This window comes from Bowmanella pacifica (genome assembly GCF_014645355.1).
Taxonomy (GTDB): domain Bacteria; phylum Pseudomonadota; class Gammaproteobacteria; order Enterobacterales; family Alteromonadaceae; genus Bowmanella; species Bowmanella pacifica.
Map to the genome: position 1 here is coordinate 386,265 of NZ_BMLS01000001.1, position 19,204 is coordinate 405,468.

Sequence of the window (19,204 nt, forward strand, 5' to 3'; positions counted from 1 at the left end):
TTTCAGTACTCCTCTTAGGCGCTGATGCTAGTGATTTTCACTTCAGTGAACCACTGACGGTGGCCCATCTGCTTACGTGAATGCTTACGGCGACGGAACTTAACAATCTTAATTTTCTCGCCACGACCGTGGGTTACCACTTCAGCCGTCACTTTGCCACCGTCAACGAAAGGCATGCCGATCTTAACATCGTCACCGTTGCTAACCATCAGGACACTGTCGAATTCAACAGATTCACCTGGTGCAACTTCAATCTTTTCGAGACGAACGGTTTGGCCTTCAGCCACACGGTGTTGTTTACCACCACTTTGGAAAACCGCGTACATACTTAACTCCGCTCTTTGCGCCCGCAGGACGCCAACAATTCTAAAACAGGGCGCGAATTGTACGTGAAGTGTGCAGGCATCGCAAGAGCAAATTCCCAGAAATTTAGCCCTATTAGCGGGTTATCTTTATGCTTGGGCGACAATAACCTGAACTCACTGGAACCCTAAGGCAAATTCTGCAAAAATGCCGCCAGTCTCCAGTCGACGTACCCTAGAGAAAATGAATAACCAGCAGATACGCGAGCTTGCTGAACAAGACATGCAAGCGGTCAATCAACTCATTCAGCATCAAGTTAATTCTGATGTAGCGCTGATCAATCAGTTGGGCTTTTATATCGTTAATAGCGGCGGCAAGCGCATTCGTCCATTAATTACGGTGTTAGCAGCACGTGCACTGGACATTCAAAGCCAGGATCATCACACTTTGGCTGCCATTATCGAATTTATTCATACCGCCACTTTGCTGCACGACGATGTAGTGGACGAGTCTACCATGCGACGCGGCCGCGAAACAGCCAATGAACTGTTTGGTAATCAGGCTAGCGTGTTGGTGGGCGATTTTCTCTATACCCGTTCTTTCCAGATGATGGTTAGCCTTAAGCGTATGCGGGTAATGGAAATTCTTTCGGACGCAACCAATGTTATCGCTGAAGGCGAAGTATTACAGTTAATGAACTGTAATGACCCTGATACCAGCGAAGACAGCTATATGCAGGTTATATACAGCAAAACTGCCCGACTCTTTGAAGCTGCAACCCAGCTTGCTGCGGTATTAACCGACCAACCAACAGCGATTGAGCAAGCCATGCAGGATTACGGTAAGTACCTTGGCACTGCCTTTCAGCTTATCGATGATGTCATGGACTATAGCGCTGACAGTGAAGCCATGGGTAAAAATGTCGGCGATGACCTTGCCGAGGGCAAACCTACCCTGCCGTTACTTTACGCCATGTGGCATGGCAGTAAGGAGCAGGCAGATTTGATTCGCAGTGCCATAGAAAACGCCAACGGCCTTCCTCACTTAACCGAAATACAAAGTGCAATGCAACAGACCGGTGCATTGCAATACACCAAAGACAAAGCGCAGCAAGCGGCTAAGCAGGCCATTGACGCACTATCTCCGGTTGCTGACTCCGCTTTTAAGCAGGCACTGATTGCACTGGCCAGGCAATCTGTTGAACGGCTAGCCTGATCCCCTCACGCCGGTGCGTTGCCGGCGTACTTTAATCTTACCCGTCGGAAACAAGGCCCTCACAACCTGTTCAAAAAACAAGCAACACTTTAACATCACTGCTAACGTTTTATTCTTGCATCTGAACAAACAGGATGTCGAAGATGAAACCAACCCCGGCCTTGCCTATCAAATTTGACAGCACCTCAAACGGTGAGTTTTGTCCACCCATATTAAGTGAGAGGGAAGCGCAGATTAACGCTCTGGCTTCCACTCGTTTTGAAACGTATCGCAGAAAACTCGGGCTAAGTCGCCGCGACTTTATGCTATCCAGCAGCGCGGCGGCACTGACATTACTATGCGCCAATGACGTCAACGCCAAAGAAGCGGTACAAGGCGGATATTACGCACTGGAAACCGATAGCGCCTATGACGATAAACTCGCCGATACCGTACTAGGAGGCGATGAATTTATCTTTGATATTCAGGGCCACTTCGTTGACCCCAATGGCCGTTGGCTAAATTCGTTACCGCAAGGCGCCAAGCCCTTCGCCAGCATGCAGCAAGCCGATTGCCCGCTGGCGGCTCTAGCGGGGGACAGAAGCTACTTACAGTGCCTGGGCCCCAAGCAATTTATCAAAGATGTCTTCTTAGACAGCGACACCGACATGATGGTGCTGTCTTTTGTGCCTTCTTCACGTCAGCGCGAACCTCTTACCATAGAAGAAGCCGATGCCACACGACGTATTGTTGATGAATTGGAAGGAAACCAGCGCCTGTTGCTACATGGCAGGGTAAACCCAAACCAAGATGGTGATCTGCAAGGTATGGATGAACTGGCCGAAAAATGGCAAGTCAGCGCCTGGAAAACCTATACCCAATGGGGCCCAGATGGCAATGGCTTTTTCCTGCATGACGAAGTTGGAATTCGCTTTATTGAAAAAGCCAGAGCGCTGGGTATCAAAAATATCTGCATTCACAAGGGTATCCCTTTTGGTGCTCAGTCTTATCAACACAGCCTATGCAGCGATATTGGCGTAGTGGCCAAGCGCTACCCAGATGTGAATTTTATTATCTATCATTCGGGTTTTGATCCTGCTGTGGAAGAAAGGGCGTATACCAGTGGCAGCCACCGAGCGGGCGTCGATAGTTTGATTACGTCTTTGCAAAACAATCAAGTGGCCCCCAACACTAATGTGTATGCCGAACTCGGCTCTACCTGGCGCTTTGTGATGCGCCATCCCGAGCAAGCCGCCCATCTGCTGGGGAAATTACTACGTTATGTGGGTGAGAATAATGTACTGTGGGGCACAGATTCCATTTGGTATGGCTCTCCTCAGGATCAAATTCAGGCTTTTCGCGCCTTCCAGATCAGTGAGGCCTTTCAGAAACAATATGATTACCCTTCCCTGACCCGTGAATTTAAGGCCAAGGTCTTTGGTTTAAATGCCTGTAAACCTTATCAAATCTCGCCACAAGAAGTGGCGCAAGTCACTCACAAGGATAAGGTTGCTCTGGACAAAGCCAACTATCGCAACCATCCCGCACCACATTTTCAAACTTATGGTCCCAAAAACCGTCGGGAATTTCTCAATTTGCTACGCTGGCAAAGTGTTTAGCGCCTGGTTGCCAGAGAAAGTAGACATTTAGAAAAAGCATGACTCCAAGGATGCTGGAGGTGCAGAAAATGCAGGAGCAGTTTTTCTGCCCGCCCATCCCTGGACATCGCCACTCTTTGGCATCCTTGCCACCGTGGCATACGACCGCCAGGGATGGTGGAAGTGCGGAAAACGCAGGAGCAGTTTTTCTGCCCGTCCATCCCTGGACATCGCCACTCTTTAGCATCCCTGCCACCGTGGCATACGACCGCCAAGGAAGGCGGAAGTGCAGAAAACGCAGGAGCAGTTTTTCTGCCCGCCCATCCCTGGACATCGCCACTCCTTAGCATCCCTGCCACCGTGGTATACCGTCCATCCCTGGACATAAAAAAACCGCCCGTAGGCGGTTTTTTAGCATCACTAACGATTAGGCTTTGTTTACAAAGTCTTCGCCTAATTGGATATCACCACGCAGGCCACCCAACATATCGTCTTTAGCTTTCTGCTCAAACGCGCTCAGCTTACCGTAAGGCAGGATCTCTTCGACACCGTTAGGACCTAAACGAACAGGGTGAGCGAAGAAACGTGCATCGTCGCTGTTAATTTCAACGTAGGTGTATTCAACTACGTTTTCACCACGCATCGCAGCCACCAAAGACAAGCAGAAACGCGCTGCAGCCTGGCCCATAGACAAGGTTGCACTACCGCCACCCGCTTTGGCTTCAACCACTTCAGTACCCGCATTCTGGATACGGTGCGTCAAACTGGCAACTTCTTCATCGCTGAATTCAACACCTTCAACCTGAGACAGCAGAGGCAGAATCGTGGTACCTGAGTGTCCACCGATCACTGGAACATGTACGTTAGCGGGGTTCAGTCCCTTCAGATCAGCAACGAAAGTTTCCGCACGAATTACGTCCAGGGTCGTAACACCGAATAGCTTAGTTTTGTCGTAAACACCTTTAGCCTTCAGCGCTTCAGCAGCAATGGCCACAGTAGTATTTACGGGGTTGGTGATGATACCGATACAAGCTTTAGGACAAGTGTCAGCAATAGCATCAACCAGGTTACGCACGATACCGGCGTTAATATTGAACAGGTCAGAACGGTCCATACCAGGCTTACGAGGAACACCAGCCGGGATCAACACGATGTCACAACCTTCCAGTGCCGTGTTCAAATCGTCCTTACCAAAACCTTTTACTTTCACATCGGTAGGAATATGGCTCAAATCAACAGCTACACCGGGAACTACTGGCGCAACGTCATACAAGGATAATTCAGAGCCTGCTGGCAACTGAGTCTTGAGCAACAGTGACAATGCCTGGCCGATACCGCCGGCTGCACCTAATACGGCTACTTTCATGTTTATCTCCTGTGAATGTGAGTAATTTCATCGACTGACGGCAACGTCAGTGAACAATGTCGAATAATTCAGCCTACCGGCAATACCGGACATCGCCAGAGCTGGCACTCAGACTGAATGACGGAAAACATTGGGGGCAGAGTCTACTTTGTGGTCGGTGGCTTAGCAAGTGACCAGCCAAACCGCCGATACACACAATCAGCCTTAGCACACAGAATATATAACCCCAAAGGACTGTGCCAGCCGGGTGGAAAATTCATAGCTTGTGGCAATTATCAGACCCAGCCATACCCCCAGAGTAGTTGCGAGAGCGCTTCTATTGGGCGCTGATAGTTTTGTTACGCCCCACTGCGGTTTACTGGCCAAGGCCTGACACAGTTGATAACTGGCCTGGTTCCCCCTTCGCTGTCCATCCTCAGACGGCTTACAGGATAAGACCAAAGTATAAAAACATTGATTCATACGGGCCTAAAGGTAAAGTAACGGCTAATTTGACACTAGACCATCAAAGAGCGGATACCCATGGCAGGAAAACAAGACGAGCTGATCAAGTCATTCAAAGACATTCTCAAAACAGAGAATTTTGGTTCTCAGGGGGAAATTGTCGAGGCCCTAAAAGAGCAGGGTTTTGATAACATCAGCCAGTCAAAAGTATCCCGCATGCTGAGCAAATTCGGTGCAGTACGTACCCGTAACGCGCTGGGAGAGATGGTTTACTGTTTACCACCAGAGCTGGGCATGCCCACAGCCAAAAGTCCGCTTAAACAACTGGTGCTGGATATAGTGCACAACAATGTGATGGTAATTATTCGCACCAGTCCCGGCGCCGCGCAGTTGATTGCCAGGCTGCTGGACTCCCTTAGTCAGGCCGATGGTGTGCTGGGCACTATTGCAGGTGACGATACCATTTTTATTGCGCCAGCCGATGTCACTCGCATTGACGATACGTTAAAGCGGGTAGAAGCGTTGTTTGAAAACGTCTGATTTTCGCTGCTAAAGCAACTAGCCGAAACACAGTGATAAAAAAGCCGGTTGACACCGGCTGTGTGTAACTCTCTATTTAAATTGCAGCGCCAGCCATACCATCCGGTGGTCTGACGAACTTTTACGATCTTTAACCAGACGATAAAGCTCATCCCCTTTTGCTGGCCAGAACACGCCGCCATCTTTTACGTCCCAACCTGCAACCGAAGGCAATACATAGTCGGCACGCATACGCCAACCTGCGGTATGGGTATCGCCCAGAGGATTGTCCAGGCTGTGCTCTTTTCCGCCTTCACTGCGCGGCACAAAGCTCGCACTCACTTTATCATGGGTAATCAATCCAACAATGGCATCACGCAATGAGTCTCCTTCAACCATTGACGAGTTAAGGTCTCCCAGCACCACAAAAGTGTCACCCTGCAAACCGCCTTTACGTCCCTGGTCATCGTACATGTAGCTTGACTGTGTTTTGGACAAGTAGTCCACCCAGAACCTGACTTCATCATGATTGCGTTTGCCATTTCTGTCCTCGGGACCGTCAAACACGGGAGGAGTAGGATGACTTGCCAATACATGAATAGTTTTTCCATCTACTTGTACAGGTATATCCCAATGAGACTTTGAGGACAGTCTCAACACATTTTGTGCCGCTTGCGAGTACCAGGATTGACCATCCTCTTTCTTCACCCCGGTCATCAGGTTACCCGGCATATCTTTCCACAAAAAGCGCTGAAAGCTGCGTGCATTAGCTTCATCAATAGGATAACGGCTAAGCAGAACCATACCGTACTGGCCTGGATACTTACCAAAACCAAAGGCATCGTCTTTGATACCAGAGGCCACACCATCACCATTCAAATCCACGCCAGAGTCAACACCGGTATTCACTGGCGCCAGATAGAAATAGGGATAATCTATGGGCTCTGCACCGCTTTGCGATACATTCAGATAGTGTTTTACAAAGGCCTCGACGCCCTGTCTGGGGTCAGCGTTATAATCAAATTCATTGAGCAGTAGGATATCCGGTCTCACCCGCTGAATAATTTCAGCAGTATTGCGAATCTGTGGATGCTCGCCATTTTTCAGGTGCTCAAACAACTCCTGCCCGGTGACCGGCTGGCCGCGCTCAACATAGTTGTCCGCCTCCATACTCACATTAAAGGTAGCAATACGGATTTCTGCGGCAAATAAGGAACTGGTGGTCATGGCTAAAAGTAATGTTATCTGTCTTATCATTCTGGCATTTCCATCGACATCATGAGCAGCAAGCTGCGCTGTTACTGAAAAAGCCGGCGCTAGGCCGGCTTTAATTTCAGCAGTGTAACAACAACTTATTAGAAGCTGTATTTCACGCCGATACGCACTTCCCACAGGGAAGCGTCGGATACGATAGACTCACCGCCAGGCTGGATAAATCTGTTGTATACGTACTTACCCTCATCGTTAATGGTTGCATCAACAATAGATTGCATACGCGGGAAGGATACTTCTTCCATCACACCCCAATCATCGTTCAGCAGGTTACCTACGTTTTCGATAATCAGGAACGCGCTACCTTTGTGACCATCATAGAAACCAGCAAACTCTTGCTCAACTTTAATGTCGAACTTAGTCCACCAGCTGCTGTTCAGGCTGTTCCTAGCCATGATTTCGCCACGGCTCAGACCTTTATGATCAATAAACTGATTAAAGGCAGCCAGGTCAAAGTCAGGGCCGTAGATCACGTTAGCATCGTTCTCTTCTGGGATATAAACCAGTTGAGAGTCGGTGTACACGCCATACCCGAACTTATCATTAATATAGTTAGAGTTAGGATTTCTGGAGTCATCAGTGTTATCAAAGGTATAGCTGTAAGGACGGCCCTGGTTGGCTGTGCCGAACAAGCTAAAGCGTGTGCTATAACCGTCAAAGAACTCTTTTTCGTAAGACACACGCAGGGTAAATCTGTGCGGGATCTCATAGTTAGAGGTATACGCACCTGGATTTTCACCATTTGCTGTTGCCACACCAGTGTAGTTGGAGAAGGCCACTGAGCTGGTCATTGGGTTAACATCTTTAGCTTCGGTATAAGCGTAGGCCACGCTCCAATCCAAGCCAAAGTCGTGAGACTTACTTAAGGCCAAAGACACGCTGGTAGACTCACCAGAATCACCGTCAACGTTAGTTAGCATAAAGTCTTGTGAACGACCATTGTCAGCATAAATCGGGCGTCCATCAGGAGCCGTCTGGCTGGAAATAGTACGAGATGCATCACGAATAACCGCCGCATCCTGCTTATCTGAATACAAGATATCTGCCATCAACACATAGTCGTCAGCAAAGGTGTAAGTCAGACCCAAGGCGTATTTCCACTCTGATGGAATCTCAAAGTTAGGATCCAGAATGTTCACGCCACCGTTGCGACCTTCGCCGGCTGCGACTTTGTCATACAGCTCTTTAGGAATGTCATAAATCGGACGACCACCGCCGACGTGCTCTTTATCAAACAAAGACGTACCGGAATTGTCCTGATTTTCCTTCAGCACAATACCGTTATTCTGGTAGTTATTACCTACCCAAACGTTGGGATTACCACCAGAGTAAAGACCGAAGCCACCGCGTACTTCCAGATTGTCAGCTGCCATCCAGTTAAAACCAAAGCGCGGCTGAATCAGATCCAGACCATCCAGGTTTTGACGGTTACTGAAGTCATACAATTCTTCAATTAGCGGGTTCTCAACCGGGTAGTCATCGCTGCTGTACCAGTCATAACGCACACCAAAGGTAAAGGTTGCGTCCCAGCCCATATGGTAGTATTCGTCCTGCAAGTACAGAGTATGGATATCGTAGGTAAACTCAGCGGCACCATCGGCAGGGTTGTTAGTGCCGGCAGCATTTTCATAAATAATGCGGTATGGCGTGCCGTTGCGGAAATCTTCAATAGAACCGAAGCGGAATTCGCCTTCGCTTTCCTGTACGAACATGTTAAACACGTCCAGGCTTTCGTACTCATAACCACCGGTAATAACGTGGTCACCTAACAGGTACGTACCCGCCAGTTTGAATGTATCGCTGGAATACTTCAGTTTATTAGCATGACGCGAGTCATCTGCGCCCAGATAAACTGTGGCCCGCTCGTCACCAACACTGGTAGAGATCTGAACCTCACCAAACTCGGTCCCGCCTAAGGGCACTACGCTGGCATCAAAATCGGAGGTGCCGATACGCAGTTCGGTTGAGAAGGAGTCTGTCCAGTCTGAGTACAAGGACGCAACATAAGATTCGAACTCACCGCTCTGGTTATAGTAGTGGTTAGAATATTCAAACTCATTGGAGTCACCGTCCGATTCGCGAATAGTATTACCGTCGTTATAGTTGTATACCAATGACGCGCGGTGCGAGTCGTTGATGTGCCAATCCAACTTGGCCATGATCTTTTCATCTTCTACCGGCAGGCTGTTAACCAGGGCACCGGGTTCATAGCCGTACACGTCACGGGAGATTTGCAGAATTTCATCGTACATCGCCTGGGTGAAACCAGCGACTTTAACCGCAGCGTTAGAATCAGCCGGGCCACGGTCGAACAGATCAGAGCCTTCCAACTTCTCGTAAGAAGTGAAGAAGAACAACTTATCTTCGATCAAAGCGCCACCAACGTTGAAGCCATAACGCTTCTCGTTGAATCCACCCACGTTGATGTCTTCGCCCTTCAGGCTGTCACCGCGCATAGAATCGTTGGTGTAGTCAAAGAACACGCCACCGTGGAATTCGTTGCTACCAGATTTAGTCACGGCGTTGATGTTACACGCGGTAAAACCACCGTACTGTACATCAAAAGGTGCCAGCTCTACCGCTACCTGAGCAATAGAATCATAAGAGAAAGGAATACGAACAGTAGGGTAACCGTTGCTGTTCAAACCAAAGTTGTCATTGGTACGGATGCCGTCAACAGTCAGGCTGTTGAAACGTGAGTTTGCACCCGCACACTGAATAGAGTCATTGAAACCTTCATCGATATAAACACGAGGGTCAATTTTGATCAGGTCTTTCAGATCACGGTTAATTGCAGGGGCGTTTTCCAGCGCCTTCAAATCAAAGTTGGCTGCCGGGCCTGTCGCACCGTAGTTGGCGTTGGTCAGGGTACCAGTTACCACAACGGTTTCGATCTGAGATTGGCTCTCCAGATCAATGTTCAAGCTGGTGGTTTCACCCAGCTTCAGGAATACGTCATTCAGCGTACGCGTACCGGATGCATCATTTACTACGATGCTGTAAGGGCCGCCAACCGGCAAACCACGCAGGTTGAATGAGCCAGCTTCGTTGGACGTCATTACTCTGACAGCACCTGTACGTGTATCAGTAATAGTTACAGTAGCGCCAGCAACGACTTGGCCAGACTCAGAAAGAACGTTCCCCCTGATACCGGATGTGGTCTCCTGAGCAAATGCAGATGTGGAGATACCCACTGACAGAGCCACAGCTAACGCAACGCGATTGAGCTTGGATTTCGTGAACATTGTGTTTTCCTAAGGTTTGTTGTGTGCAATTCACAGTTTATGAGGCGATTATGACAACTTTGTTGTAGTAGACCCTGTGATGGAAAAGTCAAATTTCCCGCCACAGAATCCGTACAAAAAACGCACCACGCTTCGAATTCTCGGATGAAATTGTCCTTTCTCTGAGAAAAATAGGAAGACCTCATAAAGATTCATAACTTCTTGTTCATATTTATTATAAAACAACAGGTTAAGTGGATTAAATAATTTTACCCGTTGAAACAAGTAAGATTAACTGGTGAAATGTATAGCATTACTCATCGGAGTTCTCAGAATACATGATGTTATCGGGCTTAAAGCTGTCAAAAACCAGCCTGGCGACCATTGCCATATTGCTGTTTATACTTATGTGGTTGATTGGGAACGGAAATGTAAGTACCGCAAAGGTTGAATTCAGGCCGGTTATAGAACAGTTTTCTGAATGTAGCACCCAAGGTGGCAATCTCAACGCTACCCTGATTGTATTTGTTAACGCCGAGTCTCTGGCGAAAAACCTGTCACAGACACTTTGCCGGGATCCCGTGGTAATAAAACAGTTTGGGCAAGTCAAGGCAGTCTGGAATCACAGCGAAGATCAGGTCTTGCAATATGTCGGTAAGGGTATCGCCGACCTTGCCTTAGTTAAGAAAAACCTGATGGAAGCCGTCAAAGGTGAGTCCACCTATGGTTATCGTGTGGTTGCGGCTTATTCTGATTATTCCGCCTATCTTATTTCCACAAGAGAAAAGCCACAGATTGATAAAGCCTATCTACTCGGCAAACGCATTGGCTTGTTGGATTACCCCACCAGTCGTTCCGGTCATATTATTCCTATCGGCATGTTTAAAGAACTCAATCTGAGCCTGGACAGCCTGCAAATTACCTATGCTAACTCGCATACCGAACTGAGAAGCATGCTGACGTCGGGAAAAGTAGACATAATTTCGTCCTACTGGCAGGACAGCGATGAAGCTATTTTGTCGCGTAATTATATCACCCCCATAGAACAGCAGGTCAGTGGCACTAAGTGGTACCTTAAAATGGAGACCAACAATGTCGATCTGTTCTGCGCAGTGCAACATACGTTAATTCAAATGGCAAAAGATGAAAATACTGGTTATTTCAGTCGCTTAACGCCAGAGCCGGATTGCCAAAGATAATGAAAATACAACCCGCTAATCACTTGGCTAACAGCCTGCTGTTATTTCTGGTCAGCCTGATTATGCTGCAGATCATCTATTTCATTGCCGCGAATCAAGCACATCAACGCCAGGCGCAGACCCTTTCTCTGGCGCTGGAAAAACGTATCGCGCTGGATTTACCCTGGTTAAGACTTCCTAATGACGTCATGAATAGTGTGGCCGATGAAGACTCGGTAAGAGATTACCTTGATCGCCTGAATCAGCAGGCCTCTCAGCAAGGTTATGCGATCAGAGCCTTAGAACTGCAAGGGATTAGCGCCACCTTACCCGACGATAATTTTGCCAGCCAGGCTCAAACCCATGAACTGCATATTCCTGGGCAAACACTGTCCCTGCGATTGGGTACCAAAACATTTACCCTGTTTGACGGTTTATCGGTTTACCCACTATTGGCTGCCCTGCTTTTCACCCTGTTGGTCAACCGCCCCCGAGAGCAAGTAGACCCACTAAATAGTGCTGCTCACGAGCCCGAAACATTACCGGCACACCCAAAACTTATCGTTAATTTACAAGAAAGAACCTTATCCAACAGTCTGGATGACAGACAAGTACAGTTATCCAACAAGCCCTTCTGCTTTTATGTGGCGCTGCTGGAGTACTGCTTACAGCATGAAAATGCAGCCTTAAATCACAACAAGAATATCCCTGAAGAGCTACTGGATTTGGCCAATCGTTATTTTTATCGCTTAATTGAATTAGGCCATACCATACGTAAGCGACCTGATTTCAGCACCAACCTGGATAAAATGCTGAGCGAAATCCGGGCAGCTCTGGACGATGTATTCCGGGATTGTCCAGAAGTCAAAATTCCCTTTTATCCACCTAAAGCCCAGGGCGAAGGGTCACGCTCAAAACTACACAATTACGCCCTTGAGCAACTGCAAGTGGAAGATGTGGAGATTATCGGCAAGTAATCTCCACCAAGCAGGGACCGACTTTTACCTGTATTCGTTTACGTAAAGCTAATTCTGTTCATTATTCAGCCAGTCTCTGGATTTTTCCGATATCGCTGGTACTCTTGCCACACCTGTCGTTGCCCGTAATCCCTAAACATGTCAAATACGCGAATTATCGCCATTTCCGGTGGCTCAGGCTCTGGGAAATCACTCTTCACCCAAACCCTGATAGCAGAAATACTTGATGAAGGAATGGATATCCGCGTGCTGTGTGAAGATCATTATTATCGTGATCAAACACATTTAAGCATGGAAGAAAGGGTGCAAACTAACTACGACCACCCGAATGCCTTCGAACACGAATTGCTAAGAAAGCACCTGGTAGAGTTAAAAGCCGGTAATAACATCGATTATCCGCAATATTGCTTTAAGACGCACACCAGACTGACGCAAACACAAACCATTACCCCTGCATCCGTTATTATTGTTGAGGGTATTATGTTGCTGGCCAGCCCTGAGCTTCTGCCCTACTTCGATATCAAGGTGTTTATTGATACGCCTCTAGATATCTGCTTACTACGCCGTATCAAGCGCGATATTAATGAGCGAGGCCGCTCGTTGCAATCTATCAGTGAGCAATACGAGACAACGGTTAAGCCCATGTATCATAAGTTTGTTGCGCCAAGTCGCTTCACCGCAGATGTTGTCGTCACCCAGGGCGGTAAAAACCGAATTGCTTTGGATGTACTGAAATCCCACATCCAGCAAGTTCTTAAATAACAACAATAAAGGAAGTGCTAACTGATGATTAGTCTGCTCGGTATCCTGCTACTACTCGGCCTGGGTTATCTGGTCTCCACCAACCGCAAAGCCATCAATTGGCGAACCGTTCTGGGTGCTTTTGCACTGCAACTCGGTCTTGGCGCCTTGGTGCTCTATGTGCCTTTTGGCAAAGACATGTTGTTATCCGTTTCCAATACTGTCTCGCAGGTAATCGGCTACGCCAGTCAGGGGATAGAGTTCCTGTTTGGCGATTTAGGTAAAATGAAGTTGGGCTTCATTTTCGTGGTTCACGTTCTACCAGTTATTGTGTTCTTCTCCGCCTTTATTGCCGTGCTCTATTATCTGGGCATCATGGGCTGGGTTATCCGTCTGATTGGTGGCGTTATCCAACACCTGCTCAAAATCAGCCGGCCAGAAGCCATGTCTGCCACGGCGAACATTTTCGTCGGTCAAACCGAAGCACCTTTGGTGGTCAAACCCTTTATTCCGACCATGACCCGCTCCGAATTGTTTGCCGTCATGGTAGGCGGTTTAGCGTCTGTCGCTGGCTCCATACTGGCGGGCTATGCCGGATTGGGTGTGGATCTCAAATACCTGATTGCAGCCTGTTTTATGGCAGCGCCCGGTGGCCTGATGATGGCAAAATTGATCCTGCCGGAAACCGAAACACCCAAAAATGATCTGGCCGATTTAAATCAACCCGAAGAAAAGAACGTCAACGTTATAGACGCCGCAGCAGCCGGTGCGGCCAGTGGTTTACAACTCGCCATGAATGTAGGAGCTATGTTACTGGCTTTCGTAGCCCTAATCGCACTATTGAATGGCCTTATCGGTTGGGTAGGCAGCTTCTTTGGCGCCGGCGACCTTACCCTGCAGGTCATGCTGGGTTATTTGTTGCAACCCCTGGCCTTTGTCATTGGTGTTCCTTGGCAGGAAGCACAACTGGCCGGCAGTTTTATCGGTCAGAAGGTGGTCATTAACGAATTTTACGCCTACGCCGATTTTATCAATCACAAAGAGCAATTGTCTGAACACAGCCAGGCTATTGTGACCTTTGCCTTGTGTGGTTTTGCCAATTTCAGCTCCATCGCCATACTTTTGGGTGGATTAGGTGGCATGGCGCCCTGTCGTCGTCACGATATCGCCCAACTTGGCCTACGGGCCGTACTGGCAGCCACATTGGCAAACCTGATGAGCGCCGCCATTGCAGGCTTTTTCCTGTTTCTCTAAACAGATTGTATTAGTTCTTTTGGAATATTAAGCGGGTATCAAAATGAAATTAGTTGCCGTTGATTACCAGGCCAAAAATGCCGACAAACTGTTCGTGGAGTCTCTGCATCAAACCGGCTTCGGCGTATTGAAGAATCACCCTATCCAGCAATCCTTAGTGGATGGCATATACAAAAACTGGCAGGGCTTTTTTGATTCACAAGAAAAGCAGCAGTATTTATTCGATAAGGACACCCAGGACGGCTATTTCCCTCCCTCTGTCTCAGAGACAGCCAAGGGACACAAAGTGAAGGATATTAAGGAATATTTCCATTACTACCCTTGGGGACGTTGTCCTGACGCGCTACGTCAGCAACTGGCCGATTACTATCTGGCGGCCAATCAATTGGCTGCTACCCTGCTGTCGTGGGTAGAGAAACACTCGCCCGAGTCTGTGTCAGCCCGTTACTCTCAACCATTATCGAGCATGATTGAGAACAGCGATAAAACACTATTAAGGGTGTTGCACTACCCACCATTAACGGGTGGCGAAGAGCCAAGTGCCATTCGTGCAGCAGCGCATGAGGATATTAACTTGTTGACTATCCTCCCGGCTGCCAATGAACCAGGGCTGCAGGTAAAAAGTAAAGAAGATACGTGGTTAGATGTGCCTTGTGATTTTGGCAACCTGATCGTCAACATAGGTGATATGTTGCAGGAAGCCTCGGGCGGATATTTCCCGTCAACCACCCACAGGGTGGTCAACCCACAAGGGGCAGATCAATCCAAATCTCGGATTTCCCTGCCTTTATTCCTGCACCCCAGACCAGACGTAGTGTTGTCTGAGCGCCATACTGCCGACAGCTACCTGACCGAACGCTTGCGCGAGTTAGGCGTAATCTGAGAATTAGCCGGCGTCAGTGCGCCGGCCTGACCTAATAAAGAGGACTGTATGAATAATGCGATACGCTTCCTGGCGCTTTGCGCCTGCTTTAGCGCTCCGGCATTAGCGGATACCCCCAAGCTGATAGTGCAGATCACGGTAGATCAGTTACGTGGCGACTTACTGCATAAGTATCAAAACAACTTTGTCGACAAACGCAATCAAAAAGGCTTTAAGCGCTTTTTGGAAGACGGTACGCTCTACACCAATGCCCACTATCGCAACGCAACGACTATGACGGCCGTAGGCCATGCCACGTTGGCAACCGGCGCGCTACCAACAGAGCATGGCATTTTATCCAATGGCTGGATAGACCGAGATACCGGTGAAAGTATGTACTGCGTGGCGGACAAGAGTACCCAACTGCTTGGCGCTGAAGGCTACAGTGCATCCCCTGCCAACCTGATGGCCTCAACCTTTTCTGATGAGCTGTATCAGGCAAGTAACGGCAAAGCTAAGATCTACGCGGTATCCACCAAAGACAGAGGCGCGGTGCTAACCGGTGGACATTTTGGCAAATCTTTTTGGTTTGATAAGAACAGCGGCAACGTTGTTTCCAGCAGCTACTATTTCGACAGCCTGCCCGACTACGCCGTTAATTTTAATGCGTCCGGCTTAAAAGACAGTTTTACCGGCACCGCTTGGACACTGTCGCAAGACGAAGCGCGCTATCACAACGATGCAGCAAATCGTCCGTTCCAGATCCCCCCCAAAGGCTTTCGTTCCGGCTTCCCTCATCAGATGCCCCAAGCTGCGGATAAAGCCTACTATGGTATGCTCGCGTACACCCCTTATGGTGACAAGCTAACCGCAGAATTTGCCAAGCTTTTAGTTAAACAAGCTGAGATGGGTAAGGATAACGTTACCGATTATTTGTCTGTCAGTTTCTCAACCAATGACTACATAGGTCATATGTTCGGCCCAAACAGTCTTGAAGCTGAAGATAATCTGATCAACCTGGACCGCACCCTGGCTGACTTTTTCAGCTTTTTGGATAAGCAGGTTGGCCTGGAAAACGTGCTGATTGCGTTATCCGCTGACCATGGCGTTGATTCCATTCCTGAATACAAAAAGAGCATCGGCTTTGCCGGTTTCAGGGGCAATACCGGTAAACAGTTTGACGCCATCAACCAACAGTTGGCGGAGCAGTTTGGTATTGAAGGTAAGTTAGTGCGCAAAACCTCAATGCCATTCCTGTATCTTGACCTGGGATTGATAGAGCAAAATAAACTGGATATCCACGCCGTGCAGCAAGCTGTGGCCAAACACGCTGCCAGCCTACCAGGTGTGGCTCGGGTATTTACCCGCAAACAGCTGATGAGCGAAGATCTGTCTTATGATCCTATTGGCAGTAAAGTACAGCGTGCCTATGTGCCTTCCAGAGCCGGAGACGTGGTATTAGTCCAAGCTCCTTCCAGTATGTTTGAAGGTTATGCCGCTGCCACCCATGGTTCACCTTACAAATACGACACCCATGTACCGGTCTTTTTTACCGGTTGGAAAGTAAAATCACGCACCATCAGCCGTCAGGTATCGCCAGAAGATATGGCCGTGACGCTCTCGGCTCTGATGCAAATTACTTACCCGGACAAGTCAACAGGCCACCCTCTAGAGGAAATGGTCTCGCTAAGATAAAACAAAGGGCATCATCGATGCCCTTTTTCTTACCACCAAAATAGTGTTTCAGCACTTGGCCTCACGTTTTAAAAAGTGCACTGAAGGGGCAAAAAATGCCGCGCCCGTTTCCGGCACGCTGTAATCCAGCAAACGATCGTAGTTACCTTGTCTGTCGCCAAAAATACGGCTGTGAAGTATCTGCAAAAAAGGCTTGGGGCTCTTGCAACATGACACAAAAAACAGTCCCTGATTCTGCATATCACCATAAGGCATGCTCTGGCGCAGAATTTCAATGGGCCTGCCAGACGTATCCACCAGGTTGGTTCTAGTGCTGTGGCTAAAAGCCACTCTATCTTCCAGCGGGAACTCGATATCATCCTCTTTGGTACGGCCAATGATCACTTCCTGATCAGCGATATTAACCCGCCCCCACCTCTCCAAGTCATGCAGATAACGCTGAATATGCACATAACTCCCACCGGCAAAGTCAGGATCATCATCACCGACTATGGCCACCGACAGCTTCTTCATCCCTTTAGGATTATTGCCACCCTCAACGAAACCCAACAAATCCCGTCCGTCCAGATAACGAAAGCCCTTGGTTTGTTCCACCAACTCAGCTTGGTCTCTCAATAACTCGTATACCTCCACGCCCACGGCGTGGCAGATATCCGCCCGATCGGCACGTATCTGAATAAATAAATCACAAGGTACCACTGGTGCCTGTCGGTCTTCGCAGGCCAAATCAGGGAAAGGGGCTAATTCCATCGGAATTAAGCCTGGGTACAAATCCATCCAGTAGCTGCTACCCACTGCAACGATACCTGACACCATGGCTTCATAATGTTCTTCATCATAGTGTTCGAAAATATCCAGTATTTTCGCCAGCTTACGACGTATCAAAGTCGTATCATCATCGGTGACATTAAATAGCAGATACAACGCATGCAGGTTGGGCTCTGCGCAGATACCCTTTTGCGGCTGCGACATGTGGTTCCTCTTCATTCCCCGAATAAAGGTTAACAGGCGAAAGTCTGCTGCTTCCTTTGCGCTAACCTTACACGACACTGCCGACTGTATCGGCAGCTAGATTATTGAGTGCAATGCTTTGAAAATCAGAGCATTGAATTGGCCTATAGGCAATCCGACATAATATACGCCAGAATCAACATAAAAAAAGCCCCGGGCCAAAAGGCCGGGGCAAAGGACACAGTGGAAAAGTTTGCCAGTTTCACTGGCAGGTGTTCCCGTAACGAGAACTCAGCTTAGGTGGGTCCTAAGTATTATTCTTATCAGCCCCACACCAAATACGTTACTTACGTGAACCTGTGAAGTCAGGATAGGCTTCCAGACCGCAGTCGATCATATCCAGACCTTGGTACTCATCTTCCTCACTGACCCGAATCCCCATCAGGGCTTTGAGTACTCCCCACACCACCAGGCTGGCACCAAATACCCAGACAAAGATGGTAACCGCACCGGCTAACTGACCCGCTAAGGTTGCGCCGTCATTGGTCAGAGGCACTATTAGCAATCCAAATATGCCTGCCGTACCATGCACAGAAATTGCACCAACCGGGTCATCAATTTTCAGCTTGTCCAAGGCCACAATAGAGAGCACCACCAGCACACCACCAATGGCACCAAACAGACTAGCTTGCAGTGCAGTGGGAGTGGACGGCTCTGCAGTAATAGCCACCAGGCCCGCCAAAGCACCGTTCAGTACCATTGTCAGATCCGCTTTCTTGAACAGTATCTTGGCCAGAATAAGTGCAGCAATGGCACCAGCGGCAGCAGCAGCGTTAGTGTTAAGGAAGACCATGGCAACCGAGTTGGCATTGGCTATATCCCCCAGTTTCAGCACTGAGCCACCATTAAAACCAAACCAACCCATCCACAAAATAAAGGTACCCAGAGTCGCTAGAGGAAGGTTAGAACCCGGAATCGCGTTAATCTTGCCATCTTTAGTGTACTTACCCTTACGTGCGCCCAGAAGCAGCACACCTGCCAGGGCCGCCGCCGCACCGGCCAGGTGCACAATGCCGGAACCGGCAAAGTCAGAAAAGCCCATATCTCCGAGTACGTACATACCAAACACCGCTTGACCGCCCCACGTCCAGCTACCTTCAAGCGGATAGATAAAGCCGGTCATAGCCACGGCAAAGGCCAAGAATGCCCACAACTTCATGCGCTCCGCTACAGCACCGGAAACAATGCTCATCGCCGTGGCCACAAAAACCACCTGGAAGAAGAAGTCTGATGCTTTTGAATAGATAGCGCCGCCTTCAAATCCGTCTTCCCGCCCAGCAAACTCACCTAAGGTCGATGTCACATCAACACTGCCGATACCGGCCAGGAAAAGCTCGCCGTCATACATAATGGCGTAACCGCACACCAGATACATGATGCAGGCAATAGCAAATAGCGCGACGTTCTTGGTCAGGATTTCGGTGGTATTTTTGGCCCGCACCAACCCCGCTTCAAGCATGGCAAAGCCAGCGGCCATCCACATTACTAAGGCGCCACAAACCAGGAAGTAAAAGGTATCCAGCGCATACTGAAGGTGAAATGATTGTTCCACGTTATCGTCTCCTA

15 protein-coding genes are annotated in these 19,204 nt (G+C 48.7%); 9 read left to right on the top strand and 6 right to left on the bottom strand.

Features of this window, described 5'->3' with window-relative positions:
• Window positions 1-14 precede the first annotated feature (14 nt).
• Window positions 15-326, bottom strand: coding sequence for a 50S ribosomal protein L21 (rplU, locus tag IEX02_RS01595; protein ID WP_188689322.1), 312 nt, complete (start codon window positions 324-326; stop codon window positions 15-17).
• 220 nt (window positions 327-546) lie between these two features.
• On the opposite strand from rplU, the gene ispB reads away from it, so the two are divergent.
• Complete coding sequence (gene ispB, locus IEX02_RS01600) at window positions 547-1,518, top strand: octaprenyl diphosphate synthase (RefSeq protein ID WP_188691717.1); 972 nt, start codon at window positions 547-549, stop codon at window positions 1,516-1,518.
• Window positions 1,519-1,661: 143 nt separating this feature from the next.
• A complete protein-coding gene (locus IEX02_RS01605) occupies window positions 1,662-3,116 on the top strand; it encodes an amidohydrolase family protein (RefSeq protein ID WP_229701983.1) in 1,455 nt (484 codons plus the stop codon).
• A gap of 406 nt (window positions 3,117-3,522) precedes the next feature.
• Here the strand turns inward: IEX02_RS01605 and mdh are convergent, their stop codons facing one another.
• Window positions 3,523-4,461, bottom strand: a complete 939-nt coding sequence (mdh, locus tag IEX02_RS01610) for a malate dehydrogenase (protein ID WP_188689328.1) — start codon at window positions 4,459-4,461, stop codon at window positions 3,523-3,525.
• Window positions 4,462-4,983: 522 nt separating this feature from the next.
• Between mdh and argR the strand changes: the two genes are divergently transcribed.
• Window positions 4,984-5,445 (top strand): transcriptional regulator ArgR, encoded by a 462-nt coding sequence (gene argR, locus IEX02_RS01615; protein WP_188689331.1) that lies wholly within the window; start codon window positions 4,984-4,986, stop codon window positions 5,443-5,445.
• A 72-nt stretch (window positions 5,446-5,517) separates the two neighbouring features.
• On the opposite strand, the gene IEX02_RS01620 is transcribed toward argR, so the two are convergent.
• Together IEX02_RS01620 and IEX02_RS01625 are read right to left on the bottom strand one after the other, a co-directional pair.
• Window positions 5,518-6,681, bottom strand: coding sequence for an endonuclease/exonuclease/phosphatase family protein (locus IEX02_RS01620; RefSeq protein WP_188689334.1), 1,164 nt, complete (start codon window positions 6,679-6,681; stop codon window positions 5,518-5,520).
• Window positions 6,682-6,779: 98 nt separating this feature from the next.
• Complete coding sequence (locus IEX02_RS01625; protein ID WP_188689335.1) at window positions 6,780-9,941, bottom strand: TonB-dependent receptor; 3,162 nt, start codon at window positions 9,939-9,941, stop codon at window positions 6,780-6,782.
• A 317-nt stretch (window positions 9,942-10,258) separates the two neighbouring features.
• On the opposite strand from IEX02_RS01625, the gene IEX02_RS01630 reads away from it, so the two are divergent.
• The 6 genes from IEX02_RS01630 to IEX02_RS01655 all read left to right on the top strand — a co-directional run bounded on the left by IEX02_RS01630 (window position 10,259) and on the right by IEX02_RS01655 (window position 16,627).
• The gene (locus tag IEX02_RS01630; protein WP_188689338.1) at window positions 10,259-11,119 is read left to right on the top strand and encodes a type 2 periplasmic-binding domain-containing protein; all 861 of its coding nucleotides are present in this window, start codon (window positions 10,259-10,261) and stop codon (window positions 11,117-11,119) included.
• Window positions 11,119-12,075, top strand: a complete 957-nt coding sequence (locus tag IEX02_RS01635; RefSeq protein WP_188689341.1) for a hypothetical protein — start codon at window positions 11,119-11,121, stop codon at window positions 12,073-12,075. Before IEX02_RS01630 ends, IEX02_RS01635 begins: the two co-directional genes overlap by 1 nt.
• Window positions 12,076-12,213: 138 nt before the next feature.
• A complete protein-coding gene (gene udk, locus IEX02_RS01640) occupies window positions 12,214-12,837 on the top strand; it encodes a uridine kinase (protein ID WP_188689344.1) in 624 nt (207 codons plus the stop codon).
• A gap of 24 nt (window positions 12,838-12,861) precedes the next feature.
• Complete coding sequence (locus IEX02_RS01645) at window positions 12,862-14,070, top strand: NupC/NupG family nucleoside CNT transporter (protein ID WP_188689346.1); 1,209 nt, start codon at window positions 12,862-12,864, stop codon at window positions 14,068-14,070.
• A gap of 43 nt (window positions 14,071-14,113) precedes the next feature.
• The gene (locus IEX02_RS01650) at window positions 14,114-14,953 is read left to right on the top strand and encodes an isopenicillin N synthase family dioxygenase (protein WP_188689348.1); all 840 of its coding nucleotides are present in this window, start codon (window positions 14,114-14,116) and stop codon (window positions 14,951-14,953) included.
• A 48-nt stretch (window positions 14,954-15,001) separates the two neighbouring features.
• Window positions 15,002-16,627, top strand: a complete 1,626-nt coding sequence (locus tag IEX02_RS01655; RefSeq protein WP_188689350.1) for an alkaline phosphatase family protein — start codon at window positions 15,002-15,004, stop codon at window positions 16,625-16,627.
• 48 nt (window positions 16,628-16,675) lie between these two features.
• Here IEX02_RS01655 and IEX02_RS01660 read toward each other — a convergent pair whose 3' ends face one another.
• Complete coding sequence (locus tag IEX02_RS01660) at window positions 16,676-17,599, bottom strand: Dyp-type peroxidase (protein ID WP_188689353.1); 924 nt, start codon at window positions 17,597-17,599, stop codon at window positions 16,676-16,678.
• Between the two features lie 322 nt (window positions 17,600-17,921).
• Window positions 17,922-19,190 carry an ammonium transporter AmtB gene (gene amtB, locus IEX02_RS01665; RefSeq protein WP_188689356.1) on the bottom strand — a complete coding sequence of 423 codons (1,269 nt, stop codon included), beginning with the start codon at window positions 19,188-19,190 and terminating at the stop codon, window positions 17,922-17,924.
• Window positions 19,191-19,204: the final 14 nt, after the last annotated feature.

Bases quoted from the DNA above. Each gene is read 5' to 3' on its own strand.
- IEX02_RS01620 (WP_188689334.1), bottom strand. From the start codon at position 6,681: ATGATAAGACAGATAACATTACTTTTAGCCATGACCACCAGTTCCTTA.
- argR (WP_188689331.1), top strand. From the start codon at position 4,984: ATGGCAGGAAAACAAGACGAGCTGATCAAGTCATTCAAAGACATTCTC.
- udk (WP_188689344.1), top strand. From the start codon at position 12,214: ATGTCAAATACGCGAATTATCGCCATTTCCGGTGGCTCAGGCTCTGGG.
- IEX02_RS01635 (WP_188689341.1), top strand. From the start codon at position 11,119: ATGAAAATACAACCCGCTAATCACTTGGCTAACAGCCTGCTGTTATTT.
- IEX02_RS01655 (WP_188689350.1), top strand. From the start codon at position 15,002: ATGAATAATGCGATACGCTTCCTGGCGCTTTGCGCCTGCTTTAGCGCT.
- rplU (WP_188689322.1), bottom strand. From the start codon at position 326: ATGTACGCGGTTTTCCAAAGTGGTGGTAAACAACACCGTGTGGCTGAA.
- IEX02_RS01625 (WP_188689335.1), bottom strand. From the start codon at position 9,941: ATGTTCACGAAATCCAAGCTCAATCGCGTTGCGTTAGCTGTGGCTCTG.
- ispB (WP_188691717.1), top strand. From the start codon at position 547: ATGAATAACCAGCAGATACGCGAGCTTGCTGAACAAGACATGCAAGCG.
- mdh (WP_188689328.1), bottom strand. From the start codon at position 4,461: ATGAAAGTAGCCGTATTAGGTGCAGCCGGCGGTATCGGCCAGGCATTG.
- IEX02_RS01645 (WP_188689346.1), top strand. From the start codon at position 12,862: ATGATTAGTCTGCTCGGTATCCTGCTACTACTCGGCCTGGGTTATCTG.
- IEX02_RS01630 (WP_188689338.1), top strand. From the start codon at position 10,259: ATGATGTTATCGGGCTTAAAGCTGTCAAAAACCAGCCTGGCGACCATT.
- IEX02_RS01660 (WP_188689353.1), bottom strand. From the start codon at position 17,599: ATGTCGCAGCCGCAAAAGGGTATCTGCGCAGAGCCCAACCTGCATGCG.
- IEX02_RS01605 (WP_229701983.1), top strand. From the start codon at position 1,662: ATGAAACCAACCCCGGCCTTGCCTATCAAATTTGACAGCACCTCAAAC.
- IEX02_RS01650 (WP_188689348.1), top strand. From the start codon at position 14,114: ATGAAATTAGTTGCCGTTGATTACCAGGCCAAAAATGCCGACAAACTG.